This window comes from Pseudomonas sp. LB1P83 (assembly GCF_054897885.1).
In genome coordinates this window covers 4,985,768-5,008,234 of sequence record NZ_CM142709.1, presented here as the reverse complement: position 1 = coordinate 5,008,234, position 22,467 = coordinate 4,985,768, and the positions used below count along the sequence as shown (strand labels likewise).

The following is a 22,467-nucleotide window of genomic DNA, read 5'->3' as shown; positions in this document are numbered from 1 at the left end:
AAGGCCTTGCAAAGCAAGACCTTTCTTAATTTTGGTGCCCGAGGGAGACTCGAATATTAGCATAACTGTATAATTAACATAGTTTTTTGCATGTGTACACTTCCACGTTGTACCGTGAAGTGTACACCCTACCTGCCTCCAATAAGGACTGGTGTGGATGGAAGCTTGATCGGATTTCTCCGTCCAATTTCCGACGAGCTGTGAATAATATCTACAAGAAACTAGTTACGGATAGACTCCCTGGTCTGCCCAAAAAATGCCGAACCGACACATGGCGAACTTTCGCGATTAGTCGGGCGTCATGAGCACAGCAAGCGTTATCTTGATGAACTCCTCGTTTCGATCGATCGTGTCTAGGGCGCCCCGAACATTGTCGGCGACGTCCGCCGATCCGCGCATCTCTACCCAGTTCGAAAGCTCCATGATGGCGGCCTCCAGGGCGAGCTGGTTTTCGTTGATCTTAAGCAGCAGGGAAGGGAGTAAGTCTGAGTTTGGCATTGTGCAATCCTCCGTGAAATTTTCAGCGTAGCAGGGGGATTACTGACCTAGGTAGGGAGTTGCGCATGGTCGGAAGGACGCCGGAAGGAGGGTGCATCCACAGCCGATTTCTGCCTGTCGCGGAGGGCCGCTATCAAAAGCGGCCATCGTTGGGCCGTTGACTGTCCGCGTTGAGTCAAGAATGCGCATCACGGATGTTATGTCAAATAGGTCACCTGTTTTAGCCATGCAGCGGTCAGCTTACGGCGCTTAGGACTCCAGCCATCCGCTTTTCTACCTCATCACGAGTAGCAGCCCATGCGGGTACGGTTTCGAGCAGACGTTGTTGCCAAGCGACCAGATTCGGGAACTCTTCGAAAGGTGCGCCAGTTCGATGGTATTGCGAAAAGGGTGCTGCAATATCAATGTCTGCGAGCGTCAACGCATCACCGACGATGAATTTTCGAGTCGCAAGATGGGATTCCAGAACTTCTGCAGCGTTGCGAATATTGGTCATCGCCAACTGGACGATCGCGTCGGTCTTTGGCTTGCCCATGAACGTCGCACCTGCCCACTCATTGAAGAGAAGGGTGGAGAATATCCGCCATTGCTCACCCGACCAGAACATCCATTGCAAGACCTCAAACTTCTCTGACTGAGTCCGCCCAAGCAGGTGGGAGTTTGCTTTCTCGGCAAGGTAGAGGTTAATGGCTGACGCTTCCCAGATGACGGTATCTCCGTCCTGAAGCACGGGAGTGAGCCCGTGCGGGTTCAGCTTCAGAAACTCAGGGGTATGACTTTCACCCTTGAACAAATCCACATTCATACGTTCGACATCGACGCCCATGATCGCGGCAGCAGCAGTGACACGACGAAGGCTACCCGAGCCCGGGTCGCCGTAGATTTTGATGGACATGGTTTTCCTCACATATTGATGTTTGTTTTTCAATCAAGCTTGCAGACGTTCGCTAACTGGCAGCAGCTCAGAAGGATCTGGTCGGCGGCTGTAGTCCGGATTAGCTTCGGCATAGGTGATCATTCCGTCCCTGCCGACTTCCACATCGGCACGCATGGCGTCGAGCTGGACTTGCAAGTTCATGAATGTCTCCGTCAGGCTGATTAGATGACAAGACCAAGGTAAACTTTTTCTCCAGACAAAATTATCCTGTCTTTTCACAGAACATATATTTGGAATGCGAATGAATGATCGCTGGCTTGAGGTCGAAGTTTTTACCCGTGTAGCGGAGTCGGGAAGCTTCACCCGTGCCGCTCAGGAGCTTGGGCTTTCACAGCCATCGACCTCTCGTATCGTCACCGGATTGGAAACTCGACTGGGCGTGAAGCTCTTGCTACGCACGACTCGGAACGTGGCACTCACTGAAGCAGGGGCTGCGTTCCTGGAGGGGGCTCGCCAAGCTGCTGCCGACCTGGAGGACGCTGAAGACGCGGCTCGTGGAATCGATTCCCTCCGTGGCACCATCCGTCTTGCGGTACCTATTGTGTACGGCACCCGAGCGGTCATTCCCGTTTTGCCCGGTTTTCTCGAGCGTTACCCTGATCTGCGAGTCGAAATCACCATGCGAGATGAGCGGCAAAACCTGGTGGCAGCGGGAGTCGACATGGCAATCCGAATGGGCACGCTTGAGGATTCCACGTTCGGAGCTCGGCAAATTGCTTCAGTGGCGCGAGTGTTAGTGGCGTCGCCGGCATACCTCGCCAAGAGAGGGGTTCCGAAAGTGCCTGAAGACTTGGCGTTTCACGACGCACTCTTGCACGAACAAAGCTTTCCAGAGAAAAGCACATTGAAACTGTTCAAGGCGGGCACGGAGTGGATTGTGACGTTGCGTGGAAGAGTCAAGATCGATGCAGCGCCAGGTATTCTGGCTGCCGCAATGGCGGGTCTTGGCATAGCCAATGTGACAACTATCATGTCAGCACAAGAGCGACACGACGGCAGCCTGATTCAACTGTTGCCCGACTACGAGCTCGAGCCTTTAAAGGCGTATGCCGTATTTCCGTCGGGCCCCAAGCCTTCGGCCAAGGTACGGGCACTGGTAACCCACCTCATCGCCGAATTGGGAAACTAGCGAGCTGAGTCGTGGAAAAAAGTCCGCGCTTAGCCGTTCTTTGCCTTCCATGGATTACAAAGCGTGCTGGTCAAATCCGATGCAATCGGTCGTCAGAACGGATGCAAATGACTAGTCAGGTCAAATGCAAACGAGTGGTCAAGTGGGATGCAATTCGCAGCTGCCCACGTCGCAGGACTACCCGATAACAAGACAATCAGTATGCACGAGACAAGAAGGGCCAGGATCTGAAACCGTCCTGAATCGTTCTTGCGAATGAGAGCTGCTCGAGAGGTGGAATCAGGGGCAACCAACGACTGCTTCTGGCCGATTTCTGCCTGTCGCGACCGGCTAAAAACGACCCATAGCTGCCGCTCATGAAGTCGTGTCCCAATGGAAATGGATGTACTCATCTTCATACTCCGCGAACAGCGAAACGATGAATTCCGTTTTCATTGAGTACATCAATAGCGCTCCTACGAAACCGGTCGACTCATGCAGAGGTTGTTTGAGTGGAGCGACCAATTCAATCGCCTGATCCGCAACCATCTGATTGAAAACAGCTTCAGAGATTTCCTCAAACTGAGCGTCGGAAACGTATCCGGGGAAATAACTTTCACCTCCGGGTCGCCAATCGATCCATTCCGCGTGAAGCCAGAAGTTTAATCCATTCCCTTCTTGCCGCTTGAAGGAGCGGGTTACCCTGATGGTCTCCTGAAATGCCGGGCACTGAAAGGCGCTTGATGGATAGGTGACGTAATAGAGCACGGGACAATCATTGTGCGATCTCCAAAAAAGCAGTTGCTCCCTGGAGAGCTGATCAAAGTCGTTTCTGTTGAACATGGAAGAACCTAATGTTTACACCGTACCAATGGGAAGAGCGACCAGCAGTAGCAAAATGATAGCAAATGTTTTTCGGGAACCGTCAGCGACTGGCCGTTCTCTGCCAGTCGCGTGAGACAGAAAGCGACCCAATATAGATAGTCCGTGTCGAGCGCAACAAACCGTCGGGATGAATTACTCCCCGGATTGCAAGCGCTCGATAGCTTCGAGAAGCTGACCGTCGAAGTACTCGGTTTCATCTCGTTCCTGGTCTTTCATGCGGCGCTTCGCCTCGATGAGCAGGTGTTTGGTCGCGATGTTCTGATTCAAAAAAGTAGCGACCATAAGATCATTCAAACTCTCTAGAGGTGTGTCCCATGCCTCCCTGCAACGCTGAATTAGTCCTGTAGGGGCATCCCCGCTCCATGGACCTAAAATATCCGAGACTGCCAAGGTGGAGGTCATGAGCCTGCCTTTGAGAGAAATTGAAGGGCTGGTAATTTCGCACGCTCGGGAGATTGATGAATAGCGAAATCGAATGCCCGCTTTTGTCTGGTTTCTGCCTGTCACAAAGGTTCGCTATCGATCCTGAGTGAGTAACGAAGCTCTCGGGCGTTTGTGAATATTTCGCCCAGTTTTGCAAAGGCTTCGTCAGCGGCAGCGTTTTGCGCAGAAACGGCGTCCGCCGAACTGCCAGATTACTTCTGATGCGCCGTTTTATTTTCCAGCAGCAATCCGCAAGCCAATGCCAGGAAGCTTTCGGCTACATGTTCGGAAGCCTCTTGCGGATCCTCGGCATTGGCAATCCACAAGGACGCGCCGAGCAGCGCGCCCATGATCAGGCGTGCGGTCGCTTCGGTGTTGACCGCTCGGATCGTGCCTTCATCGATCAGCTTTTGGACGCTGCGCTGAGTGCTGCGGATACAGGCATTCTGGCTTGGCCATTGCGATGGATCGCCCAGCACCGACGGGCCGTCGAGGAACACAATGCGCTGGATTTCAGGTTCCAGGGACATCTTGATGTAAGCGATGGATTCATCGATAAAGCCGTCCCATGTGGTGTTGGCCTTCGCAATGATGACCGACAGTCGCGCCACCATTTCTTCATCAATCTGGGCGATGACGGCCTGTAGCAAGCCTTTCTTGTCACCAAAGTGATGGTAAAGCGCGCCACGGGTCAGCCCGGCTTTAGCGGTCAAATCATCCATCGAACTGTCCGCATAGCCCTTTGCAGCGAATGCGTCCCGCGCCGCCTTGATTAGCTTGCCGCGGGTCTCGGTAATCATGTCTGCACGCTTCTGCGCCATCAGTCCTCTTCCTTATCAAAAAATAACATTCATTGCGTATGTTAGTTGACATACGCTGTGCATGTCGTATTGTGACTTACATACGTGGCGTATGCAATGTGTCTTGGCAGTGTGCTGCTTAGGCGCTGAAACGCCGTCATTCAGCACAGGATACTGACCAATGCGTGAGCAGCGCGACTCTGATATTTCACGCCTCAGCACCAACCTGGGCAAAACCATCGGGTTGATTGTCAACCCTGTTGCCGGCATGGGCGGGCGTGTGGGTTTGAAGGGCACCGATGGCCCTGAGGTTCTGCAGGAAGCGATTCGCCGTGGCGCGCGGCCGGTCTCAAGCGAACGAGCCGCTCTAGCGCTCAAGCGTCTCGCCGCCTCGGCCACGCCATTTCGATTGATGACCGGCGCTGGGGCGCTGGGCGAAGACATCGCCCGCGCCGCCGGTCTTGACCCTGTCGTCGTATACCGAACATCACCAGGATCGAGCCGGCCCGAAGACACTCGCAAGGCTGCGCTCGTCATGGCAGACGCCGCCGTCGATCTGCTGCTGTTCGCCGGGGGCGATGGGACTGCGCGTGATGTGCTGGAAATGGTCAGCGATCGAGTTCCCATCCTTGGTATTCCAACGGGCGTGAAAATGTATTCCGCCGTCTTCGCCACCAACCCCGAGAACGCCGGGAGCCTCGCGGCACGTGTCATGGCCGGCGAGTCCAAGGTGCGCTTTCGCGAGGCTGAGGTCATGGACATTGATGAGGCCGCCATGCGCATTGATCAGGTGTCGGCGCGCCTGTATGGCTACGCGCTCAGTCCGCACGAGCGTCACCTGATGCAAAACGCCAAGGCCGGTTCCGTTCCCAATGAAAACCTAGCGCTCGACTCCGTGGCCCGGCAGGTCGTTCGCCAGATGAAAGTCGGCTGCCTATACCTGCTGGGGCCCGGCACCACGACACGGCGGGTGATGACCGAACTCGGCCTGCCATCGACGCTTCTTGGAGTCGACGCGGTCATGGATGGCGCGCTGATAGGCGCCGACCTCAACGAGCAAGCGTTGATCCTCCTGATGGAATGCCATGAGACACGGATCATCGTCGGCGTGCTTGGCGGCCATGGCAGCTTGTTCGGACGCGGCAATCAGCAGCTCAGCGCCGAGGTGATCCGCCGCACCGGGCGCGAAAACATCATCGTGATCACCTCAATGGACAAGCTCATTTCCCTCGACGCCGGCTGCCTGCGCGTCGACACCGGCGACGCCGACGTCGACGCCATGCTCAGCGGCCACATACGCGTGCACACAGGACCCGACCGGTCCGTCTTTTTCAGGGTTCGATCCTGATCATTTGTTTCATCCGAAAAAACGAGGATAACCCCATGAGCAATCATGTCGCCCACCCCTACATGGCGAACTCTGTTCCCGCACTCAAGCAGGAGATGCTCGATTCGATCGGCGTCGACAGCATCGAGGAACTGTTCCAGCAAATTCCTGAAGGCCATCGCCTGCAACGTCCAATCAACTTGCCGCCAGCACTGAACGAGAGCGAGCTACGTCGGCATCTGGTCAGTACCCTGTCGAAGAACAAAACGTGTGAGCAGAACCTCAACTTTCTGGGCGCCGGCTGCTGGCAGCATCACGTTCCGGCGGCGTGCGACGAGGTTGTGCGCCGCAATGAGTGGCTGACGTCGGTGTTCGGCGAGCCAAGCTCCGACCATGGCCGCAACCAGGCTTGGTTCGAGTTCTGCAGCCAGCTCGGCGAGCTGCTGAACATGGACCTGGTGGGCCTGCCGGTGCGCAGCTGGGGCTGCGCTGCGGGCCACGCCATTCGTATGGCCACGCGCATCACCGGGCGTAACGAGGTGGCAATGGTTCGTGCCATTGACCCGGAACGGCTTTCGATCATTCGCAACTACTGCGAACCGGTCGACATGCCGAGCCACATTGTCGTACGCCTCGTCGACTATGATCCGGCAACCGGCTTGCTCGACCTTGATCACCTTCGCGCCTCGATCGGCGAGCAAACGGCTGCCGTGTATTTCGAAACCCCGTCCTACTTCGGGGTGATCGAACAACAAGGCGCCGAGATTGCGGCGATTGCCCATGCGGTGGGCGCGGAAGTGATCGTCGGCGTCGACCCTATCTCCTTGGGCGTGCTGGCGGCACCGATCGATTTCGGCGCCGACATCGTGGTCGGTACCACGCAACCGCTCGGCGTGCACATGAATTGCGGCGGCGGCGTCAGCGGCTTCATTGCGACCCGCGACGAAGAACTCTACGCCCACCAGTACCCGACGCTGTTCATCAGCATCGGCGAGACCACCAAGCCTGGTGAATATGGTTTTGGCCTGAGCCTGTTCGAGCAATCTTCATACGGCTTGCGTGACAAGGGAAACGATTGGACCGGGCACTCGGTGTACATGTGGGCCATCGCCAATGCCGTGTACATGGCAATGATGGGACCCCAAGGCTTTGAAGACGTGGGCAATGTCATCCTGCAGCGGGCTCACTATGCCACGAGGCTGCTGGCTGACATTCCAGGCGTGCGTGTGACGTTTCCAAGCGGTTTCTTTAAGGAATTCGTGGTGAATTTCGACGCGACCGGACTCAGTGTGAAGGACATCAACAAGCGGCTTCTCGCCCTCGGGATCTTCGGCGGCAAAGACTTGACACAGGACTTCCCGGAGCTGGGCGCCAGCGCCCTTTACTGCGTCACCGAGATTCACACCCAGGCAGACCTTGAGCGTCTGACCGCTGCACTCAAAAAGGTAATCGCACAATGAACACAACACTCAAGGAATACCACGCTCCCGTCTGGAGCGAACCGGTCATTCTGGAGATGGGCTACCCCGGCCGTCGCGGAGTGATTTTTACTGACGTGGAAGCCGAGGTGCAAGCCGCTGTTGGCAATGCCGACGGTTTGATTCCCGCGAATATGCGCCGCACGCGTAAACCGGCGTTACCGGAAATGTCCGAGCCCGAGGTGCTTTACCACTACCTGCGTTTGTCGCAACAGACCCTGGGCATGATGAACATCAGCCTGTTCGGCACCTGCACCATGAAGTACAACGCGCAGATCAACGAGGCGATGGCTTGGCGCCCTGAAATCACTCACGTACATCCGTATCAGGACGAAGATACCCTGCAAGGCGCGCTGGAAGTGGTGCATGGCATGGACACGATCCTGCGTGAGTTGTCTGGGATGGATCAGTTCATCTTCCAGGCTGGTGGCGGTGCCGACGCGGCTTACACCAACTGCGCAGTGACCCGTGCCTATCACGCGTCCCGTGGCGAACTGGCGCAGCGTGACGAAATCATCACCACGATCCAAACTCACCCGAGCAGTGCGGCGACCGCCGCTGCAGCCGGGTTCAAGGTGATCACGTTGATGATCGAGGATAACGGTTACCCGTCCCTCGAATCCCTCAAAGCCGCCGTGTCTAATCGCACCGCCGCGTTGATGGTGAACAACCCCGATGACATGGGCGTCTACAACCCGGAAATCCGCGAGTGGGTGCAGGTGGTGCACGAGGCGGGTGGTCTGTGCTTCTACGACCACGCCAACTTCAACGGTGCGATGACCAAGATTCGGGCACGCGAACTCGGTTTCGATGCGTGCATGTTCATGCTGCATAAGACGTTTGGCGCACCAAAAAGTGGAGTCGGCGGCCCGGCAGTGGGGGCTTATGGGTGTTCGGCGGAACTCGCGCCGTTCCTGCCTGCACCGGTGGTGGCGTTCGACGGTGAGCGCTACAGCCTGGATTACGATCGTCCGCAGAGCGCCGGCAAGATCCGTGAGTTCTGGGGCAACGTTCCGGTGATTCTGAAGGCCTATGCCTGGTCGCGCGCCATGGGTGCGCAAGGCATGGCCGAAGCGTCCGATATCTCGGTTCTGGCCAACAACTACATGGAAAAAGGTTTACTGGCGATACGCGGCGTAACCCGTTCCCACCCCGAGGCCACCAGCCCGCGGATGGAGATGACGCGCTATAGCCTTGAGCAACTCAAGGAAGACACCGGGGTCGACGTCCACGACGTGCAGAATCGCATGAGCGATTTCGGCATCGATCCGATGTGGAGTAGCCATCACCCGTGGCTGGTGCCGGAGCCTTTCACGCCCGAGGCGGGCGAAATGTATGGCAAGGAGGCATTGGATACCTGGATTGCCGTGCTCGCGCACATTAGCGACGAGGCCTATTCGAACCCGGAGATCGTCAAGACCTCGCCGCACAACCAGGCGATTCACCGGATGAAAAGCGCGCCGCTGGAAGACCCGCAACACTGGGCCATGACCTGGCGCTCATTCTTGCGCAAAAACAACAAGCAGACTGCCTGAGCCGTTGCAGCGTCCCCGTGGATAAGGCGGGGACGTTTTCGAAACCTGATCAGAGCTAACAATCAGCCATCGGAAGTTGCCAGCATCGCTACACGCATGGCGACTTCCCCACAGGACAACCTCATGTCGATTTTCGAAACGGGCCTGGCGCCCTCGTCAGTCAACCATATTGCCCTCTCGCCGCTGAGCTTCATCGAGCGTACTGCCTGCGTCTACGGTCAGTATCCGGCGGTGATCCATGGCGCTGTACGGCGCAACTGGCAACAAACTTATGAACGCTGCCGACGCCTGGCCAGCGCCCTGCACGGGCGCGGGATCGGCAAGGGCGATACGGTGGCGGTCATGCTGCCCAACATCCCGGCCATGCTCGAAGCGCACTTTGGTGTGCCGATGATCGGTGCGGTGCTCAATACCCTGAATATACGCCTGGATGCGCAGGCCATTGCCTTCATGCTGGAACACGGCGAGGCCAAGGTGTTGATCACAGACCGTGAGTTCCACGCGGTGATCCGTGAGGCTTTGAGTGGGCTTTCCAATCCGCCGCTGGTGGTGGATGTGAACGATCCTGAGTACGGCGAAGGCAGTGCCGTCAGCGCACTGGACTACGAAGCGTTCCTCCTTGAAGGCGACCCGCAGTTTGCCTGGCAATGGCCCGAGGACGAGTGGCAAGCCATCTCCCTCAACTACACCTCCGGCACTACCGGCAATCCCAAGGGCGTGATTTATCACCACCGTGGCGCTTACCTCAATTCCTTGGGTAATCAGATGACTTGGGCCATGGGCAACCATCCGGTTTATCTATGGACCTTACCGATGTTCCACTGCAATGGCTGGTGCTATCCGTGGACCGTCACCGCGGTGGCCGGCACGCATGTGTTCCTGCGTCGGGTCGATCCGCAAAAAATCCTTACACTGATTCACGAGCATCGCGTCAGCCATCTGTGCGGTGCGCCCATCGTCCTCAACGCGCTGGTCAACCTGCCGGATTCGGCCAAGACCGACATCGATCATCCGGTCAGCGCCATGGTGGCGGGCGCGGCGCCACCGGCCAAGGTGATTGGCGCGGTCGAGGAAATGGGCATCAAGATCACCCACGTTTATGGCCTGACCGAGGTTTACGGTCCGGTGACGGTTTGCGCCTGGCACGCGCAGTGGGATGAACAGCCGCTGAACGAGCGAGCGAAGATCAAGTCACGCCAGGGCGTACGCTACCCAACCCTCGAAGGGCTGATGGTCGCCGACCCGCGAACCCTGGAACCTGTGCCTTGCGACGGGACCAGCCTGGGTGAGATTTTCATGCGCGGTAATACGGTAATGAAGGGCTATCTGAAAAACGCCGAAGCCACGGCCGAAGCCTTCAAGGGCGGCTGGCTCCATACCGGCGACCTGGCGGTTCAGCACCCCGACGGCTATGTCGAAATCAAGGATCGCCTCAAGGACATCATCATCTCCGGCGGCGAGAACATTTCCACCATCGAAGTTGAAGACGTCCTCTATCGCCACCCGGCGGTCCTGGAAGCGGCAGTGGTTGCGCGCCCGGATGACAAATGGGGCGAAACACCCTGCGCGTTTATCACGCTTAAAGTCGGGCATGAGGACACGCGAGAGGCTGACGTCATTCAGTTCTGCCGTGAGCATCTGGCGGGTTTTAAGCTGCCCAAAACCGTGGTGTTCGGCGAGCTGCCGAAAACCTCGACGGGCAAGATCCAGAAGTATTTGCTGCGCGATACGGCCAAGGCACTCTGAAAAGCGCGCCCCTTGGAAACACCTGCGTGGATCGTATGTTGCCCATCGCCGGGATCGGCCCATGCCGGTATGGCAACGGAGCAGGGCTGGGGACATGCCGGCTCGGCTCTCATGGTTCCCCCGAGTGTCCGGAACATCCCGCTATCGTTCAGCCGCAATCAGGTGATACTGCTTGTGGACCTTGTCGTGGTCGGGCGGGGGAGGTCGGTAATTCGCAGGGTTCATTGGACTGCGTAGCGTCAGGCGCGCCGGCATCCTCTTGCAACAAGGTATCGCAGGCAAAAAAATCGGCGGGTCGGCAATGCTTCTCGAGAGCAGCATTGTCGAGATGGAAGGGATATGTTCTGAAAAAAGGCATCTGTGGCCTCCGGTGCAATCCCGATGGCGGGCTGATAAACAGGGGCGGAAAATCAAGATCAGCAGTTGATTGAACCGTTCGCTGCAATCCATTCGATTGATTGACGACTGAGGGCAGCGATCAACAATTAACGGGCTGCAGCAAAGGGCTTGGGGACCTTTTGGACCCGCAGGTCTGGCTGACTACAGCCGCGCTGCTTTCTGCGGTTCGCCGCCGCCCCAATACAGCCAGGTCCAATCGTCAGCATTGCGCTGAAAGACTCCGGTCGCCACATATTGGACGATCGTTGGCTCTTCGTTTTCAAGCGTGTGGCCGTCGATGCGGATCTGCGCCCAGGCAATGTCTCCGCGCATCTAGGACACCACAAGCCGTGGTTCCCAGCGGATGTTCAAGGTGGTCACCCAAGTCACTCCATTCTGCACTGCCTCGGCGCCCATGAAGTACTCGTCCAGGCCGGAGCCGGCGATCGCGACGTCCGGATCGGCGAAGTACTTGGCGACGTCCGAGCCAGGGGTGGAAAACCCCTGCAGAACCTTCTTGATAAACGCATTGAGAGATTCCCGGGTTGCCGGGTCGGTAATCATGGACGGCGACTGGTATCCCGCGAGGCTGTCGATCATAAATACTCCTGATTGCTTGCGCATTGGGGTGGGTTGTCTTCGGTTGAAGATATCTGTCCGTGCGCCAGGCAATTCATACGCGGCGTATGTGTTTATATTATTTGGCATACGCTCCGCATGTCAAGTTGCATGCATGCCGTATGTCCCTGCATAAGCCGCAGCAGGGGAAGGTTGGGAGTGGGGGGGCAACGTGTTCAGAACCAGTGGAGGGTTGGACGCGAACAGTCTTGCAATGACAAAAAAAGCATCCAGCAGCTTGAACGTGAACTACTGTGCTATGCCTTGAGCGCGATCGAACGGCAAGACGCTGGGCAACAGCCCAGCGCACGCCCCTCTACATCGAGGATATTTACAGCCGCAAGGCCATGGGTTGTGAGGTTTACGAAGGCCTTCTGCGCTCAGCTAAGAAATTCAGGACATCGCTGGTCAGTTTTTCTCCGACGCTGGCTCGTCGCCAGATGCTTCGATGAGTGCCTGAGCGCTGGCCATATTGGTTTCCAGTTCGTCCAGGGCCTCTTGGTGTTCCTCTCCCCAGCGATAAAGCATTTCCACTGCTTCGGCGAAAGTTTTGCCCAGCGGCGTTAATGCGTATTCCACCTTGGGTGGCACCACGCTATGAACATGGCGTGTTACCAGTCCTCGCGCCTCCACGTCGCGCAGTGTCTGCACCAGCATTTTCTTGGAAATACCGGGCAACGCCCTCTGTAATTGCCCAGTGCGACAACGTCCACCCGGCCAGCGATCGAGTGCGTGCAGCACGATACTGACCCACTTGACGGCGAATAGGCCCATGACCCTGCGTGGCGCGCAGTTGGCGTCAAACACCAAGTGAATATCATCGATTTTCGGCATTTTATGGTTACCAATTGGTATCTATGTCCCTTGATAGTACCTAATTTCCTATTAGGTTCTATGCCTATAGAGTCCCCTATCAACTTTGCACTTCAATTGAGAGGGACTTTTCATGCCTGCTGCCATTTGGGCTCTGGCCATTGCTACGTTCGGCATTGGTGTCACCGAGTTCGTCATCGTCGGTTTGCTACCCGGGATCGCTGCCGAGTTCGACCTTTCCATACCCGCTGCTGCCTATATGGCGACCAGCTATGCACTGGGGGTGTTTGTAGGCGCGCCGCTGCTGATCATTCTGGGCGCGAGGTTGCCTCAGAAAACCATGCTGGTGTCGCTCATGGGATTCTTCATCGTGGGCAATCTATTGACCGCGCTCGCGCCGACCTTTGCCTGGGCCCTGACCGGTCGAGTCGTCACTTCGCTGACCCATGGCGCCTTTATCGGCATCGGCTCGATCCTCGCTTCAGAGCTAGTGGCACCTAACCGTCGCACCAGCGCCATTGCCTTCATGTTCAGCGGGCTGACGCTGGCCAATCTGATCGGCACGCCCGCCGGTACTTGGCTGGGGCAGATGGTGTCTTGGCGCGCAACCTTTCTGGCGATCACGGTGATCGGTGTCGTGGCGATGCTAGCCGTGGCATTGCTGGTGCCGAAGGGTAAGCAACACAAGGCTCCCAGTTTGCGTCACGAGTTTTCAGCTTTCATAGACGTACAAGTTTTGCTGGCGATGGGCATTACCGTGCTCGGGCCTGCCGCATTTTTCACAGCAATCACCTACATATCGCCCATGATGACGGAGTTGTCGGGCTACACCGACCACGGTGTAACGGGTGTCCTCTTTCTGTTTGGCCTGGGACTGTTCATAGGCAACTTGCTGGGTGGCAAACTGGCCGACCGCGCCTTGATGCCGTTGTTGTACGTGACCTTGGCGGGGCAGGCGCTGGTGCTGTTCGCGTTTTTCTTCGTCGTGGAAAGCCGCGTTGCGTCGGCCTTGTGTGTGTTCCTGATGGCCGGATTCGGCTTTGCCAGTGTGTCGCCGATTCAGCGTCTGGTGATGGACAAGGCGCGCGCCGCCGGGGCGCCCAACCTCGCGGCGTCCGTGAACATCGGGTTGTTCAATCTAGGCAACGCGATCGGCGCCTGGCTGGGCGGTTGGGTGATCGCCCAGGGCTTCGGTTATGCAGCGCCGAATTGGGTAGGCGGGATTCTGTCAACTTGTGCATTGCTGCTGGCGTTGGCTTCTGGCGGGCTCACCGTTGCTCATCTTGCCAAGCGCAAGGGAGGCCTTGCGCCTTCTGCGGGTTGAGCAAATAAACAAGCGAACAATCGTTAGTAAAAGCGTGCGTCGAGTCCCGACCGATATTGTTCATGCGCCGGAACAAGCGCTGGACGCTATATTCGGAATTGGTTTCGACATGGTGCAAAGCACGATCAACCAATAGCCGGACGATCGATACACGACGCATCCCATAAAGTCATGATTTGCGTCACGGCGTCGTCTATTTGTTTGAGTGGCACACCGTCTCGGGCCAGTACCGAAATTCCCAGAAGAAAGCTGTCAAACACCGTGGCCAATGCCTCGGGCACAACCGTTGGTCGCAGCTCCCCGTATGCGATAGCGCGTTCGACACACGCCACGATCCCTGCACGGTTCAAGGATCTTGCGTTAGCCAGCGGCTGGGAGATGGCTTTGCTTTCATCCGTGCAGGCACTCAGCAGACCCAGCGCCACCAGGCATCCTGTCGGGTGGTCGGGCTCACACTGCATTTTCGCGGAGCGCCGCAGCGTGAGTTCGATCGACTCTCTCGGGGGGAACGTGGTGTCAAACAGGCTATCGGTCACCCGTCCGTGGGTGTTCAGATAACGTTCCATCACTTCATTGAACAGCGCCTGCTTTGAGCCGAATGCAGCGTAGAAGCTGGGTGCGGTGATGCCGCCGCCGATATTTGCCTTGAGCTGGCTGAGTGATGTTGCGTCATAGCCGTGCTCCCAGAACAAATGCATCGCCTGAGTAATCGCCACGCTACGGTCAAAGGTGCGTGGACGTCCCATCTGTGCCATATGAACCTCCTTCCGATCACTTAAATACTAATCGATATATAAGTCGTTGACTAGATCGCGGTACACCCCCAATATTATACCGATCGGTATATATGTGAGGTGAAAAATGACTACAGATGAGCGACAGAGCGAAAAACTTCCGCTTGGGGCATTACTTGCACTGGCGATGACGGGTTTCATTTGCATTGTCACCGAGACCTTGCCAGCGGGCTTGCTGCCCGAAATTGGCAGTGGCCTGGGTGTCTCTGCGTCTCTGGCCGGACAGATGGTGACTGTCTATGCGTTGGGGTCGTTGCTGGCGGCAATCCCGCTGACCATTGCCACGCAAAGCTGGCGCCGAAGGACGGTACTGCTGCTGACGATTGTCGGCTTCCTGGTATTCAACACCCTCACAGCGCTGTCTTCCGATTACTGGTTGACGCTGATCGCACGGTTTTTCGCCGGGGTTTCAGCGGGGCTGGCCTGGAGCCTTATCACGGGCTATGCACGGCGCATGGTCGCCCCTCATTTGCAGGGGCGCGCATTGGCGGTGGCGATGGTGGGTACGCCCATCGCGTTGTCGTTGGGTGTGCCGATGGGAACCTGGCTGGGTGGATTCATGGGCTGGCGCATGGCCTTTGGGTTGATGTCCGGCTTGACCCTGGTATTGATCGTTTGGGTGCTGATCAAAGTGCCGGATTACCCAGGCCAATCATCCTCACAGCGCATGCCGTTACGTCAGGTGTTTTTCACCCCAGGCGTCCGCTCGGTATTGGCTGTCGTCTTCACCTGGATGCTGGCCCACAACATTCTTTACACCTATGTCGCGCCCTTCGTTTCCAAGGCTGGGCTGAACAGTGACGTCGATTTGGTATTGCTCACATTCGGTGTCGCGGCGCTTGCGAGTATCTGGCTCACGGGCCGACTGGTAGACCGGCACCTGCGGACAACCGTGCTGGCCAGCCTTGCGACATTCGCAGCGGTTTCGATTTTCCTTGGAGTGTTCTCAGGCTCCGCCGCGGCCATTTACGTGGGTGTCTTCATTTGGGGGCTGACCTTTGGTGGCGCGGCCACCCTGCTGCAAACAGCACTCGCCGACGCCGCAGGCAAGGGCTCAGACGTTGCGCTCTCCATGAACGTAGTGGTCTGGAACAGCGCTATTGCAGGCGGTGGACTGCTGGGTGGCGTGTTACTCGGCCAATGGGGAACGAGTGCATTTGCGGGCGTGTTGCTGGCGTTGCTATTGATCAGCCTGGCCATTGCATTTCGGGCACGGGCGCATGGTTTTCCCCAAGGTCAACGGCACACCACCCAGGCGATCCACGGTCATTGATCGTGGGATAGCACGCCTGCGCATGGTCGTAATTTTCAGTCATAACACGATGGAGAAATAAAATGAAAAAGCGCTTTAGATTGGCCCTCGCAGCCGTCGCAATCACCCTGGCTTTGCCATGCTTGGCTCAAGCGGCAGAGTTTCCTGTTCCAGCGGGATTCAAGAGTGAATTCAAAACCATAGACGGCGTCAAGCTCCACTATGTGAAGGGCGGTTCCGGGCCTTTGGTTTACCTGGTCCACGGATTTGGTCAAGCCTGGTATGAGTGGCACAGCTTGATGCCCGAACTCGCGAAGACTCACACCGTCGTTGCGGTGGATTTACCGGGCCTGGGCGAGTCGGAACCGCCCAAGACCAGTTACACCGGCACTGACGTCTCGAAATATCTGTTCGCCCTCGCGACTCAGCTAAGCGGCAACCAGCCGTTTGACTTGGTTGCGCATGACATCGGTATCTGGAACACCTATCCCATGGCAGTAACCCACCAAAGTCAGATAAGGAAACTGGTCTACATGGAGGCACCGATTCCCGACAAGCGTATTTACGATTTTCCGGCATTCTCACCACAGGGTGAGTCGCTGGTCTGGCATTTCAGCTTCTTTGCCGCTGGCAACCAATTGGCCGAAAAGTTGATCACAGGGCATGAAAAGTTGTTTCTCTCGCACTTCATCAAAGAACACGCGACCAACAAGGATGCTTTTACGCCTGAGCTGCTCGATCTTTACGCCAAGTCGTACGCCAAGCCCCATACGCTGAACGCGTCGTTTGAATACTACCGAGCGCTTAACCAATCGGTCACTGAAAACGTCGAGCTGTCAAAGACTCTCCTGAACATGCCCGTGCTGGCAATCGGCGGTGGAGGGCACGGCGGAATGGGGCAATTTCAAGTGGATCAGATGAAAGAGTACGCGACCAATGTAGAAGGCCAAGTCTTGCCTAATTGTGGGCACTGGTTGCCGGAGGAATGCTCCGCTGAATTGAATCCTCTGGTGGTCAAATTCTTGAATAACTGACGGATGTTCTTGATGTGTGAGGTGGCTGCTATTTGAAACGCGGCGGCCACCGATGTGAGCTGAGTCCGGGATTTCGCCAATGTCGGCTTTTGGCCGATTTCTGCCTTTCGTCACCGGCAGCTATGGGTCTAGGCTGTGTGAAAACGTTTGAGAGCAGTCTGGAAGTCAGAATCGGAACGAACGACGCGTTCCTACGCAAACTTCAGGTCTGCTGACTAACCAAACCCTGGCAGATTTTACGTAGCAACCCAGACTACAAAACGGTGCATGCATTTTCACACAGCCTAGGTCGATTTCTGCCAGCCGCAAACGGACCTAGGCGCCCCTCAAACAGGCTTTTAGGGCGCTACATGATGTTGAGCAATGGCCATTTTCTAGAATTCCCTACAAAACCTAAAGATTAAAAAATTGGTTTCTACCTCGTTCTTTAGCTATATAGAGAGCTTTATCGGCTCGGGCCAGTAGTACGTTATCTGGTTGCAGTGGGTCAAATGTATGTAATGAAAAACCAACGCTTATAGTTAAGTATCCTGTGCTGGAAGCGGAGTGCGGTATTCTCAAGTCTCGCACTAGTTGGCATAGAGTTTCGACGTACCGAGTTGATTGGTCTTTCGTCATGCCGTTGGAAAGAATTACAAATTCTTCACCGCCATACCTGGCTGCAAAATCAGAACCTCGCTGGAAAGACTTATTCAAACTATCAGCGACACGTATTAATGCTTCGTCGCCAGCCTGATGCCCATAAATATCATTGAATGACTTGAAGTTATCGACATCAATCATGGCAAGAGTCAATGAGTCGCTGTTGCGGCGTGCAATTTTACATTGAATTTCGAACTGCGTATCAAAAAAACGACGATTGTAAATGCCTGTCAGCCCATCTTTTATGGATAGTTGTTCGAAGTGTGCTTTCATTTCCTCTAGGGACTGATGCTCGTCGCGAAGTTGCTGTTGTATTAGTATGCGAGGCGTTATATCTTTTTGTATACCTAAAAAATTGGTTACAACTCCATTTTCATCATGAATTGGAGATATGCTTAGCTCATTCCAAAACATCGATCCATCCTTGCGGTAGTTTCGCAAGGTTACGAGGCAGTGCTCACCGTTTTTAACGGCGTTGTGAACTATTTCAAGTTCAGGCTGTTCTTGATCGTTTTTTTGTAGGTATCGGCAGTTAATGTTAGTGATTTCTTCAAACGAGTAACCGGTCATGCGCTCAAACGCAGGATTTACAAAAATCAGCGGATTGTCGTCGATACAATTATCGGAGATGGTGATGCCATCTCGAGAATCCATAACTGCCTGTTTAAGAATTTCAATCTTCATGCAAATTCCGTTAGTAGGATTGAATGGAGAAGCGCTATTTTAAAACGGTATAACATCTAGATAGCACAATTAATTAACTTGCTTAATGTGTAAGTGTAGTCGTTGGAAAAATACAATGTCTGTTTTTTATGCTTTCGATAGCCGTTGCGATTGATTTCAGTCAAAAGTTCCGCAGAAAAGGCCTTGGCTGGCTGATTGCGTCAGAAATGACCTGCATTAGGGCATCAGTAATAAAGGCTTAACTGGTCACTTCTTTTTCGCGCGACCGCTTGGTGACCGGCAGCTTTTGGCCGTTTTCTGACCTTCGCTTAGGGGTTGAACTGCCAGGATTTTCCTAGACGATGAGTGAGTAATTACATGGTCAGCAAATAGTAATAGCGCGTCGATTCAGTGCGCTGGTTTAGATGGTGATTCAAAAACCACGCAAGGTGTTTTCTCTGCCAAGTCCATGGATTGTCGCATTGCCAGCGCTCAGCGATTGCTGTTTGGATAGTCTTTGCCTGACGAAGGTGGCGTTGGCGTGTGGTATGCGACCCGGTCAGGACGCCTGACAGGAACAGTTCCATATCGAATGCCGTGCTCATACTCGACCACCAATGTAAGCCGACACTACGTCGATACGACTGTGTCCGAGTTCATAGCTGATTTGCACTCGGGCCTCCTGATCGAGGCGTCGGTCGAGTTGGTGGCGCCTGCCACCGTTGATGGGTGCGAGATGCTGGGTGATTTGCTCGTAGCGTTCGCACGCATAGGCTGCCCGCAATTCGTGGAAGCCTTTGAGGTTGTGCGTATGGAGGACCTCCCGTGCGGGGCGGACGATTCCCCGTTGGAAATCAAGGTAGCTTTCGTTCGGTGCTAGTAGGTTGCGGCTGCCAAGCGGTAAGACCTGCTCGGCATATCTGAGTGCTTCGCGAACATGGTTATCCACCATGATCCAGCGAGGTGCTGTTGCTCCGCCGCGGCCACCTTTGGTGCCGTCCTGGATGTTGATCCTCCCGAGTTGCTCGGCTTCCCGTTGCAGTCGAGGAAGGTCGGCCAAAATCGCCTCACGCAAACGCATACCGGTGGCTCGCGCTAACTGAGCGATGGCCGCGACGCGCGGCGCCTGGTTTTCGCAAAGCACCTCTACGATCCGGTTCACCTGTTCGCGGTCTTGGCCTTGCGGCACTGAACGACGAACAGTGGTGCGCCGCATTCCCAGCGCCTTACTCGGGCTCGGCACTTTCACATGCTGATCACCGCGAAGCGCGGCCATGGTCCGGTTGACGCTGGACAATCGGTTTTGCGCAGTGGCGATGGCGAGCTCACCTTGTTCAACTTGCTGGCGCAGATGTTCGGCGTAGTCCAACAAGGTCTTCCGATCAATTTTCCGCGCATTGTTAACCCCCGGCCCATCCTCCGAGCGACACCAGCGCACAAACGCCTGCCACCGATCACTGTGCGCCTTGACTGTGCAGTAATGCCCGCCACCAAATAGATCTTTCAGTGCCTGCGGCCCGGCATAACTCAGTTGTCGCCCATAGCCAAAATTGCGTCCATCCCGCCTACCTACAAATCCCATGACCAAACTCCTCTCGAAGCCAAACCTTTGAAACCTTCCCCACGTCATCCCGCCATGGATGTTGAGTGTTATCAGGGATCAAGGCCCCTGCGACCTGTGAGGGTTGTCCACTAACGCGGGACTGACGGCTCTTTACGACCGGGAGCTTGGGCATCTCATGATCTAGCCTCCTAAGCACTTCCGAGGAGGTGGGCGGGTGGAGGCTGCACTGGCTGACGAGACCAGCGCCGCGAGATACTGAGTTGGGTGAAGGAGTGAGGCGATGACCGGGGCGTGCCTGACTGTCAGTCAGGTGCAGTCCATTCCGTGGGCTGCGGCACCATCATCTGCATTGCTGTTGCTGGTGACTTCGGTGTTTGTCACGCAGATTGTCACGAGGGGGAATGCCGCAAAGCCTTGTACGAGGTGGGCTGCAGCAGCGGTAGGAGCGCCCGTCTCTTTCCGGGAGAAAGAGACGGGCGCAGATTGGCGCAAGGAAATGGCCAGGCGGATAGGTTGCTGCAGAGCAGCTATGAAAGGGGTTGGGTTGCCGCAGTGGGCGCACTGGTAAAAGTAGGCATCCATCACATCGCTGTGAGCGTGCGAGCCGCCGGACGCTAATCGCACTTTGGGAGAACCACCACGGTGTGGCATAGCCTTAAAGGTCCTGGCTACCTGGGTTGCTGTCAACGACAGCGCTTTGCCCGATCTTTTCTACGCCTGTGGATAATTCGGGTCAAGGCTCGAATTTTTCGGAGTTCCGCGGCTGTGGATGAAATTATCCACCGGTGGAAATCAGTGGTTTTCCACAGACAGCTGTATGGGCTTTAGGTTTTTTAAGTGAGGTCCATCCAAGCAGGGCGGCTTTGCAGCCCTGTTTGGATGGACCCGCGTGGAAGGCTAACTGTGGAGATCTCACCGGCTTACCAGTGTTGGAATGCGCCACGGTAGTTTTGCAAGGCGATGATGTTGTCGCCGATCGGGTCGAATTGGTGAGGCGTCATGTGATCACTGAATCGCCGCTTAGTCTGTCTCGATAGGCAACTTTTGGAGGTGATCATCTTTGTGTGCATGGGATGCTGTTAGAGGCGGTGCAGAAGGACGCGCGAGGAACTGATTAACGCGAGTATCAAATTGATCGCGAAGGTTGGCTGTAATGCCTTCTTTGAGAGCATCGAGATAGTCCGCATACCACTGCATCATGATCCGACGTTGCGATAGGTATAGGGCTTGGTTGTACTCGCCGGAGATGCCGCCCTCGACGTGAGCCAGTTGGCTTTCGACATGATCCTTCAGCCAGCCATGTTCGCGCAGCAGCGTGCTTGCGGTATGACGAGTGCCATGGCTGACGAGTCGTCCTTTGTAGCCGATCTTGGCGAACACCAGGTTGATCGTGTTTTCACTGATGACTGGCTGCTTTTCACCATTGCCAGGGAATAGATACCGGCTGCGTCCAGTGCTTTGATTCAGTTTGATGAGCATGGCGATCAATTGATGAGGTAGAGGGCTGACGTAATCTCTACGCATCTTCATGCGGGCGGCCGGGATGGTCCATATCCCTTCCTCGAAATCGATCTCTTCCCATTTTGCATAGCGAACCATGCCGGGGCGGCTAGCCGTCAGAATTGTCATCCATGACGCAATCCTCGCTGGTAGCCGGCTGGTGGTCTTGCTTAAGGCATGGAGAAACTCAGGTAGTTCGTGTTCGTGCAGATGTGGGTAGTGTTGAGTGGGCGGTGGAGCTATCGCAATGGCATGGAGTTCGGAGGCCGGATTGTGCTCGCACAGGCCGCGTGCAATGGCTTGACTGAAAATCTGTTTAAGCCAGGTCCGGGTCTTATCCGCAACATTGAAGGCGCCTCGTTTTTCGATGCAGGCCTGCAGTTTTGCGCAGTCGCTTCGAGTAATGAGCTCCAGTTGCTTCTCGCCGAGAGCGGGCAGTAGATCTTTATCGAGATAGTCGCGGATCTTCTTCAACGTCGCGGGGCTGCGGCCGGAGTCCGCTTTGAATTGGTACCAGTACTCCGCTGCTCGCCTGAAGGTGTTGAGCCCGGCCTCCTGCTGCCGCAGTTTGTCATCGCGGCGTTTGGTGCCGGGGTTAGTGCCTTGCTTGAGTAGGTTGCGGCATTCTGCAGCTCGTTCACGAGCTTCCTGCAAGGAGATATGCGGATACACGCCCAGTGACATGCGCGCCGCTCGACCCTGATAGGTGTACCGGAAGTGCCAGTACTTGCTTCCGTTGGGTTTCACCAGCAGGGCAAGACCCGAACTATCACTTAAGGTGAACGGTCTGTCGGCAGGCTTGGACGCTTTGATTTGCAAGGCGGTCAATGGCATTGCTGTACACCTCCGGTTCTCGAACTGGAATATGTACAGAAAATGTACCAAAAAGAGGCTGGCTTGCAAGAGATGGGGGTAGAACCCCAGAGACCAAAAACCCCGCAGTTAGCGGGCTCTAGGGGTGTTGCGTAGACGCTGGTAGTCGTCTATGTACTGCAAATGGTGCCCCGAGGGAGACTCGAACTCCCACTCCTTTCGAAAACGGATTTTGAATCCGCCGCGTCTACCAATTCCGCCATCAGGGCTCAATGGCGGCGAAGTATAGAGATGAGATTACCGTCGGTCAATCAGGTACATAGAGAATTTTCACT

22 protein-coding genes and 1 tRNA gene are annotated in these 22,467 nt (G+C 55.8%); 8 read left to right on the top strand and 15 right to left on the bottom strand.

Annotated elements, in window-relative coordinates; translation table 11 throughout:
* Positions 1-288: 288 nt before the first annotated feature.
* From ACYZTY_RS22870 to ACYZTY_RS22860, 3 genes are all read right to left on the bottom strand, one after another.
* Positions 289-498, bottom strand: a complete 210-nt coding sequence (locus ACYZTY_RS22870; protein ID WP_461955591.1) for a hypothetical protein — start codon at positions 496-498, stop codon at positions 289-291.
* A 235-nt stretch (positions 499-733) separates the two neighbouring features.
* A complete protein-coding gene (locus ACYZTY_RS22865) occupies positions 734-1,393 on the bottom strand; it encodes a glutathione S-transferase family protein (protein ID WP_461955590.1) in 660 nt (219 codons plus the stop codon).
* A 33-nt stretch (positions 1,394-1,426) separates the two neighbouring features.
* Positions 1,427-1,576 (bottom strand): hypothetical protein, encoded by a 150-nt coding sequence (locus ACYZTY_RS22860; RefSeq protein WP_461955589.1) that lies wholly within the window; start codon positions 1,574-1,576, stop codon positions 1,427-1,429.
* A 100-nt stretch (positions 1,577-1,676) separates the two neighbouring features.
* On the opposite strand from ACYZTY_RS22860, the gene ACYZTY_RS22855 reads away from it, so the two are divergent.
* On the top strand, positions 1,677-2,564 hold the full coding sequence (locus ACYZTY_RS22855; RefSeq protein ID WP_461955588.1) for a LysR family transcriptional regulator: 888 nt from the start codon (positions 1,677-1,679) through the stop codon (positions 2,562-2,564).
* A gap of 354 nt (positions 2,565-2,918) precedes the next feature.
* Here the strand turns inward: ACYZTY_RS22855 and ACYZTY_RS22850 are convergent, their stop codons facing one another.
* From ACYZTY_RS22850 to ACYZTY_RS22840, 3 genes are all read right to left on the bottom strand, one after another.
* Complete coding sequence (locus tag ACYZTY_RS22850; RefSeq protein WP_461955587.1) at positions 2,919-3,386, bottom strand: hypothetical protein; 468 nt, start codon at positions 3,384-3,386, stop codon at positions 2,919-2,921.
* A 174-nt stretch (positions 3,387-3,560) separates the two neighbouring features.
* On the bottom strand, positions 3,561-3,830 hold the full coding sequence (locus tag ACYZTY_RS22845; protein ID WP_007985568.1) for a hypothetical protein: 270 nt from the start codon (positions 3,828-3,830) through the stop codon (positions 3,561-3,563).
* 233 nt (positions 3,831-4,063) lie between these two features.
* Complete coding sequence (locus ACYZTY_RS22840; protein ID WP_461955586.1) at positions 4,064-4,672, bottom strand: TetR/AcrR family transcriptional regulator; 609 nt, start codon at positions 4,670-4,672, stop codon at positions 4,064-4,066.
* 160 nt (positions 4,673-4,832) lie between these two features.
* On the opposite strand from ACYZTY_RS22840, the gene ACYZTY_RS22835 reads away from it, so the two are divergent.
* The 4 genes from ACYZTY_RS22835 (at position 4,833) to ACYZTY_RS22820 (ending at position 10,737) form a co-directional block, all read left to right on the top strand.
* Complete coding sequence (locus ACYZTY_RS22835) at positions 4,833-5,999, top strand: ATP-NAD kinase family protein (RefSeq protein WP_461955585.1); 1,167 nt, start codon at positions 4,833-4,835, stop codon at positions 5,997-5,999.
* 35 nt (positions 6,000-6,034) lie between these two features.
* Positions 6,035-7,438, top strand: coding sequence for an aminomethyl-transferring glycine dehydrogenase subunit GcvPA (gene gcvPA / locus ACYZTY_RS22830; RefSeq protein ID WP_461955584.1), 1,404 nt, complete (start codon positions 6,035-6,037; stop codon positions 7,436-7,438).
* Positions 7,435-8,991, top strand: a complete 1,557-nt coding sequence (gene gcvPB / locus ACYZTY_RS22825) for an aminomethyl-transferring glycine dehydrogenase subunit GcvPB (protein WP_461955583.1) — start codon at positions 7,435-7,437, stop codon at positions 8,989-8,991. The genes gcvPA and gcvPB overlap by 4 nt, the downstream gene beginning before the upstream one ends.
* 123 nt (positions 8,992-9,114) lie before the next feature.
* Complete coding sequence (locus ACYZTY_RS22820; protein ID WP_461955582.1) at positions 9,115-10,737, top strand: acyl-CoA synthetase; 1,623 nt, start codon at positions 9,115-9,117, stop codon at positions 10,735-10,737.
* Between the two features lie 540 nt (positions 10,738-11,277).
* On the opposite strand, the gene ACYZTY_RS22815 is transcribed toward ACYZTY_RS22820, so the two are convergent.
* From ACYZTY_RS22815 to ACYZTY_RS22805, 3 genes are all read right to left on the bottom strand, one after another.
* Positions 11,278-11,448 carry a hypothetical protein gene (locus ACYZTY_RS22815; RefSeq protein WP_461955581.1) on the bottom strand — a complete coding sequence of 57 codons (171 nt, stop codon included), beginning with the start codon at positions 11,446-11,448 and terminating at the stop codon, positions 11,278-11,280.
* Positions 11,449-11,715, bottom strand: a complete 267-nt coding sequence (locus tag ACYZTY_RS22810) for a hypothetical protein (protein WP_461955580.1) — start codon at positions 11,713-11,715, stop codon at positions 11,449-11,451. It lies immediately after the preceding gene.
* A 426-nt stretch (positions 11,716-12,141) separates the two neighbouring features.
* The gene (locus ACYZTY_RS22805; protein WP_461955579.1) at positions 12,142-12,567 is read right to left on the bottom strand and encodes a winged helix-turn-helix transcriptional regulator; all 426 of its coding nucleotides are present in this window, start codon (positions 12,565-12,567) and stop codon (positions 12,142-12,144) included.
* 112 nt (positions 12,568-12,679) lie between these two features.
* Between ACYZTY_RS22805 and ACYZTY_RS22800 the strand changes: the two genes are divergently transcribed.
* Positions 12,680-13,870: an MFS transporter gene (locus tag ACYZTY_RS22800; protein ID WP_461955578.1), complete on the top strand. Its 1,191-nt coding sequence runs from the start codon at positions 12,680-12,682 to the stop codon at positions 13,868-13,870.
* Between the two features lie 125 nt (positions 13,871-13,995).
* Here ACYZTY_RS22800 and ACYZTY_RS22795 read toward each other — a convergent pair whose 3' ends face one another.
* Positions 13,996-14,625: a TetR/AcrR family transcriptional regulator gene (locus ACYZTY_RS22795; protein ID WP_461955577.1), complete on the bottom strand. Its 630-nt coding sequence runs from the start codon at positions 14,623-14,625 to the stop codon at positions 13,996-13,998.
* A gap of 106 nt (positions 14,626-14,731) precedes the next feature.
* Between ACYZTY_RS22795 and ACYZTY_RS22790 the strand changes: the two genes are divergently transcribed.
* Together ACYZTY_RS22790 and ACYZTY_RS22785 are read left to right on the top strand one after the other, a co-directional pair.
* Positions 14,732-15,937, top strand: a complete 1,206-nt coding sequence (locus ACYZTY_RS22790) for an MFS transporter (RefSeq protein WP_461955576.1) — start codon at positions 14,732-14,734, stop codon at positions 15,935-15,937.
* Between the two features lie 62 nt (positions 15,938-15,999).
* Positions 16,000-16,950 carry an alpha/beta fold hydrolase gene (locus ACYZTY_RS22785; protein WP_461955575.1) on the top strand — a complete coding sequence of 317 codons (951 nt, stop codon included), beginning with the start codon at positions 16,000-16,002 and terminating at the stop codon, positions 16,948-16,950.
* Positions 16,951-17,343: 393 nt separating this feature from the next.
* On the opposite strand, the gene ACYZTY_RS22780 is transcribed toward ACYZTY_RS22785, so the two are convergent.
* From ACYZTY_RS22780 to ACYZTY_RS22760, 5 genes are all read right to left on the bottom strand, one after another.
* A complete protein-coding gene (locus ACYZTY_RS22780; RefSeq protein ID WP_461955574.1) occupies positions 17,344-18,276 on the bottom strand; it encodes a GGDEF domain-containing protein in 933 nt (310 codons plus the stop codon).
* 353 nt (positions 18,277-18,629) lie between these two features.
* Positions 18,630-18,860, bottom strand: a complete 231-nt coding sequence (locus ACYZTY_RS22775; RefSeq protein ID WP_461955573.1) for a hypothetical protein — start codon at positions 18,858-18,860, stop codon at positions 18,630-18,632.
* Positions 18,857-19,837 carry an integrase domain-containing protein gene (locus ACYZTY_RS22770; protein ID WP_461955572.1) on the bottom strand — a complete coding sequence of 327 codons (981 nt, stop codon included), beginning with the start codon at positions 19,835-19,837 and terminating at the stop codon, positions 18,857-18,859. Before ACYZTY_RS22770 ends, ACYZTY_RS22775 begins: the two co-directional genes overlap by 4 nt.
* Positions 19,838-20,839: 1,002 nt before the next feature.
* Positions 20,840-22,153: a tyrosine-type recombinase/integrase gene (locus ACYZTY_RS22765; protein WP_461955571.1), complete on the bottom strand. Its 1,314-nt coding sequence runs from the start codon at positions 22,151-22,153 to the stop codon at positions 20,840-20,842.
* A gap of 163 nt (positions 22,154-22,316) precedes the next feature.
* Positions 22,317-22,401, bottom strand: a tRNA-Leu gene (locus tag ACYZTY_RS22760).
* Positions 22,402-22,467: the final 66 nt, after the last annotated feature.

Excerpts from the sequence above, each read along its gene's own strand:
- ACYZTY_RS22870 (WP_461955591.1), bottom strand. The coding sequence starts at position 498 with ATGCCAAACTCAGACTTACTCCCTTCCCTGCTGCTTAAGATCAACGAA.
- ACYZTY_RS22865 (WP_461955590.1), bottom strand. The coding sequence starts at position 1,393 with ATGTCCATCAAAATCTACGGCGACCCGGGCTCGGGTAGCCTTCGTCGT.
- ACYZTY_RS22860 (WP_461955589.1), bottom strand. The coding sequence starts at position 1,576 with ATGAACTTGCAAGTCCAGCTCGACGCCATGCGTGCCGATGTGGAAGTC.
- ACYZTY_RS22855 (WP_461955588.1), top strand. The coding sequence starts at position 1,677 with ATGAATGATCGCTGGCTTGAGGTCGAAGTTTTTACCCGTGTAGCGGAG.
- ACYZTY_RS22850 (WP_461955587.1), bottom strand. The coding sequence starts at position 3,386 with ATGTTCAACAGAAACGACTTTGATCAGCTCTCCAGGGAGCAACTGCTT.
- ACYZTY_RS22845 (WP_007985568.1), bottom strand. The coding sequence starts at position 3,830 with ATGACCTCCACCTTGGCAGTCTCGGATATTTTAGGTCCATGGAGCGGG.
- ACYZTY_RS22840 (WP_461955586.1), bottom strand. The coding sequence starts at position 4,672 with ATGGCGCAGAAGCGTGCAGACATGATTACCGAGACCCGCGGCAAGCTA.
- ACYZTY_RS22835 (WP_461955585.1), top strand. The coding sequence starts at position 4,833 with ATGCGTGAGCAGCGCGACTCTGATATTTCACGCCTCAGCACCAACCTG.
- gcvPA (WP_461955584.1), top strand. The coding sequence starts at position 6,035 with ATGAGCAATCATGTCGCCCACCCCTACATGGCGAACTCTGTTCCCGCA.
- gcvPB (WP_461955583.1), top strand. The coding sequence starts at position 7,435 with ATGAACACAACACTCAAGGAATACCACGCTCCCGTCTGGAGCGAACCG.
- ACYZTY_RS22820 (WP_461955582.1), top strand. The coding sequence starts at position 9,115 with ATGTCGATTTTCGAAACGGGCCTGGCGCCCTCGTCAGTCAACCATATT.
- ACYZTY_RS22815 (WP_461955581.1), bottom strand. The coding sequence starts at position 11,448 with ATGCGCGGAGACATTGCCTGGGCGCAGATCCGCATCGACGGCCACACG.
- ACYZTY_RS22810 (WP_461955580.1), bottom strand. The coding sequence starts at position 11,715 with ATGATCGACAGCCTCGCGGGATACCAGTCGCCGTCCATGATTACCGAC.
- ACYZTY_RS22805 (WP_461955579.1), bottom strand. The coding sequence starts at position 12,567 with ATGCCGAAAATCGATGATATTCACTTGGTGTTTGACGCCAACTGCGCG.
- ACYZTY_RS22800 (WP_461955578.1), top strand. The coding sequence starts at position 12,680 with ATGCCTGCTGCCATTTGGGCTCTGGCCATTGCTACGTTCGGCATTGGT.
- ACYZTY_RS22795 (WP_461955577.1), bottom strand. The coding sequence starts at position 14,625 with ATGGCACAGATGGGACGTCCACGCACCTTTGACCGTAGCGTGGCGATT.
- ACYZTY_RS22790 (WP_461955576.1), top strand. The coding sequence starts at position 14,732 with ATGACTACAGATGAGCGACAGAGCGAAAAACTTCCGCTTGGGGCATTA.
- ACYZTY_RS22785 (WP_461955575.1), top strand. The coding sequence starts at position 16,000 with ATGAAAAAGCGCTTTAGATTGGCCCTCGCAGCCGTCGCAATCACCCTG.
- ACYZTY_RS22780 (WP_461955574.1), bottom strand. The coding sequence starts at position 18,276 with ATGAAGATTGAAATTCTTAAACAGGCAGTTATGGATTCTCGAGATGGC.
- ACYZTY_RS22775 (WP_461955573.1), bottom strand. The coding sequence starts at position 18,860 with ATGAGCACGGCATTCGATATGGAACTGTTCCTGTCAGGCGTCCTGACC.
- ACYZTY_RS22770 (WP_461955572.1), bottom strand. The coding sequence starts at position 19,837 with ATGGGATTTGTAGGTAGGCGGGATGGACGCAATTTTGGCTATGGGCGA.
- ACYZTY_RS22765 (WP_461955571.1), bottom strand. The coding sequence starts at position 22,153 with ATGCCATTGACCGCCTTGCAAATCAAAGCGTCCAAGCCTGCCGACAGA.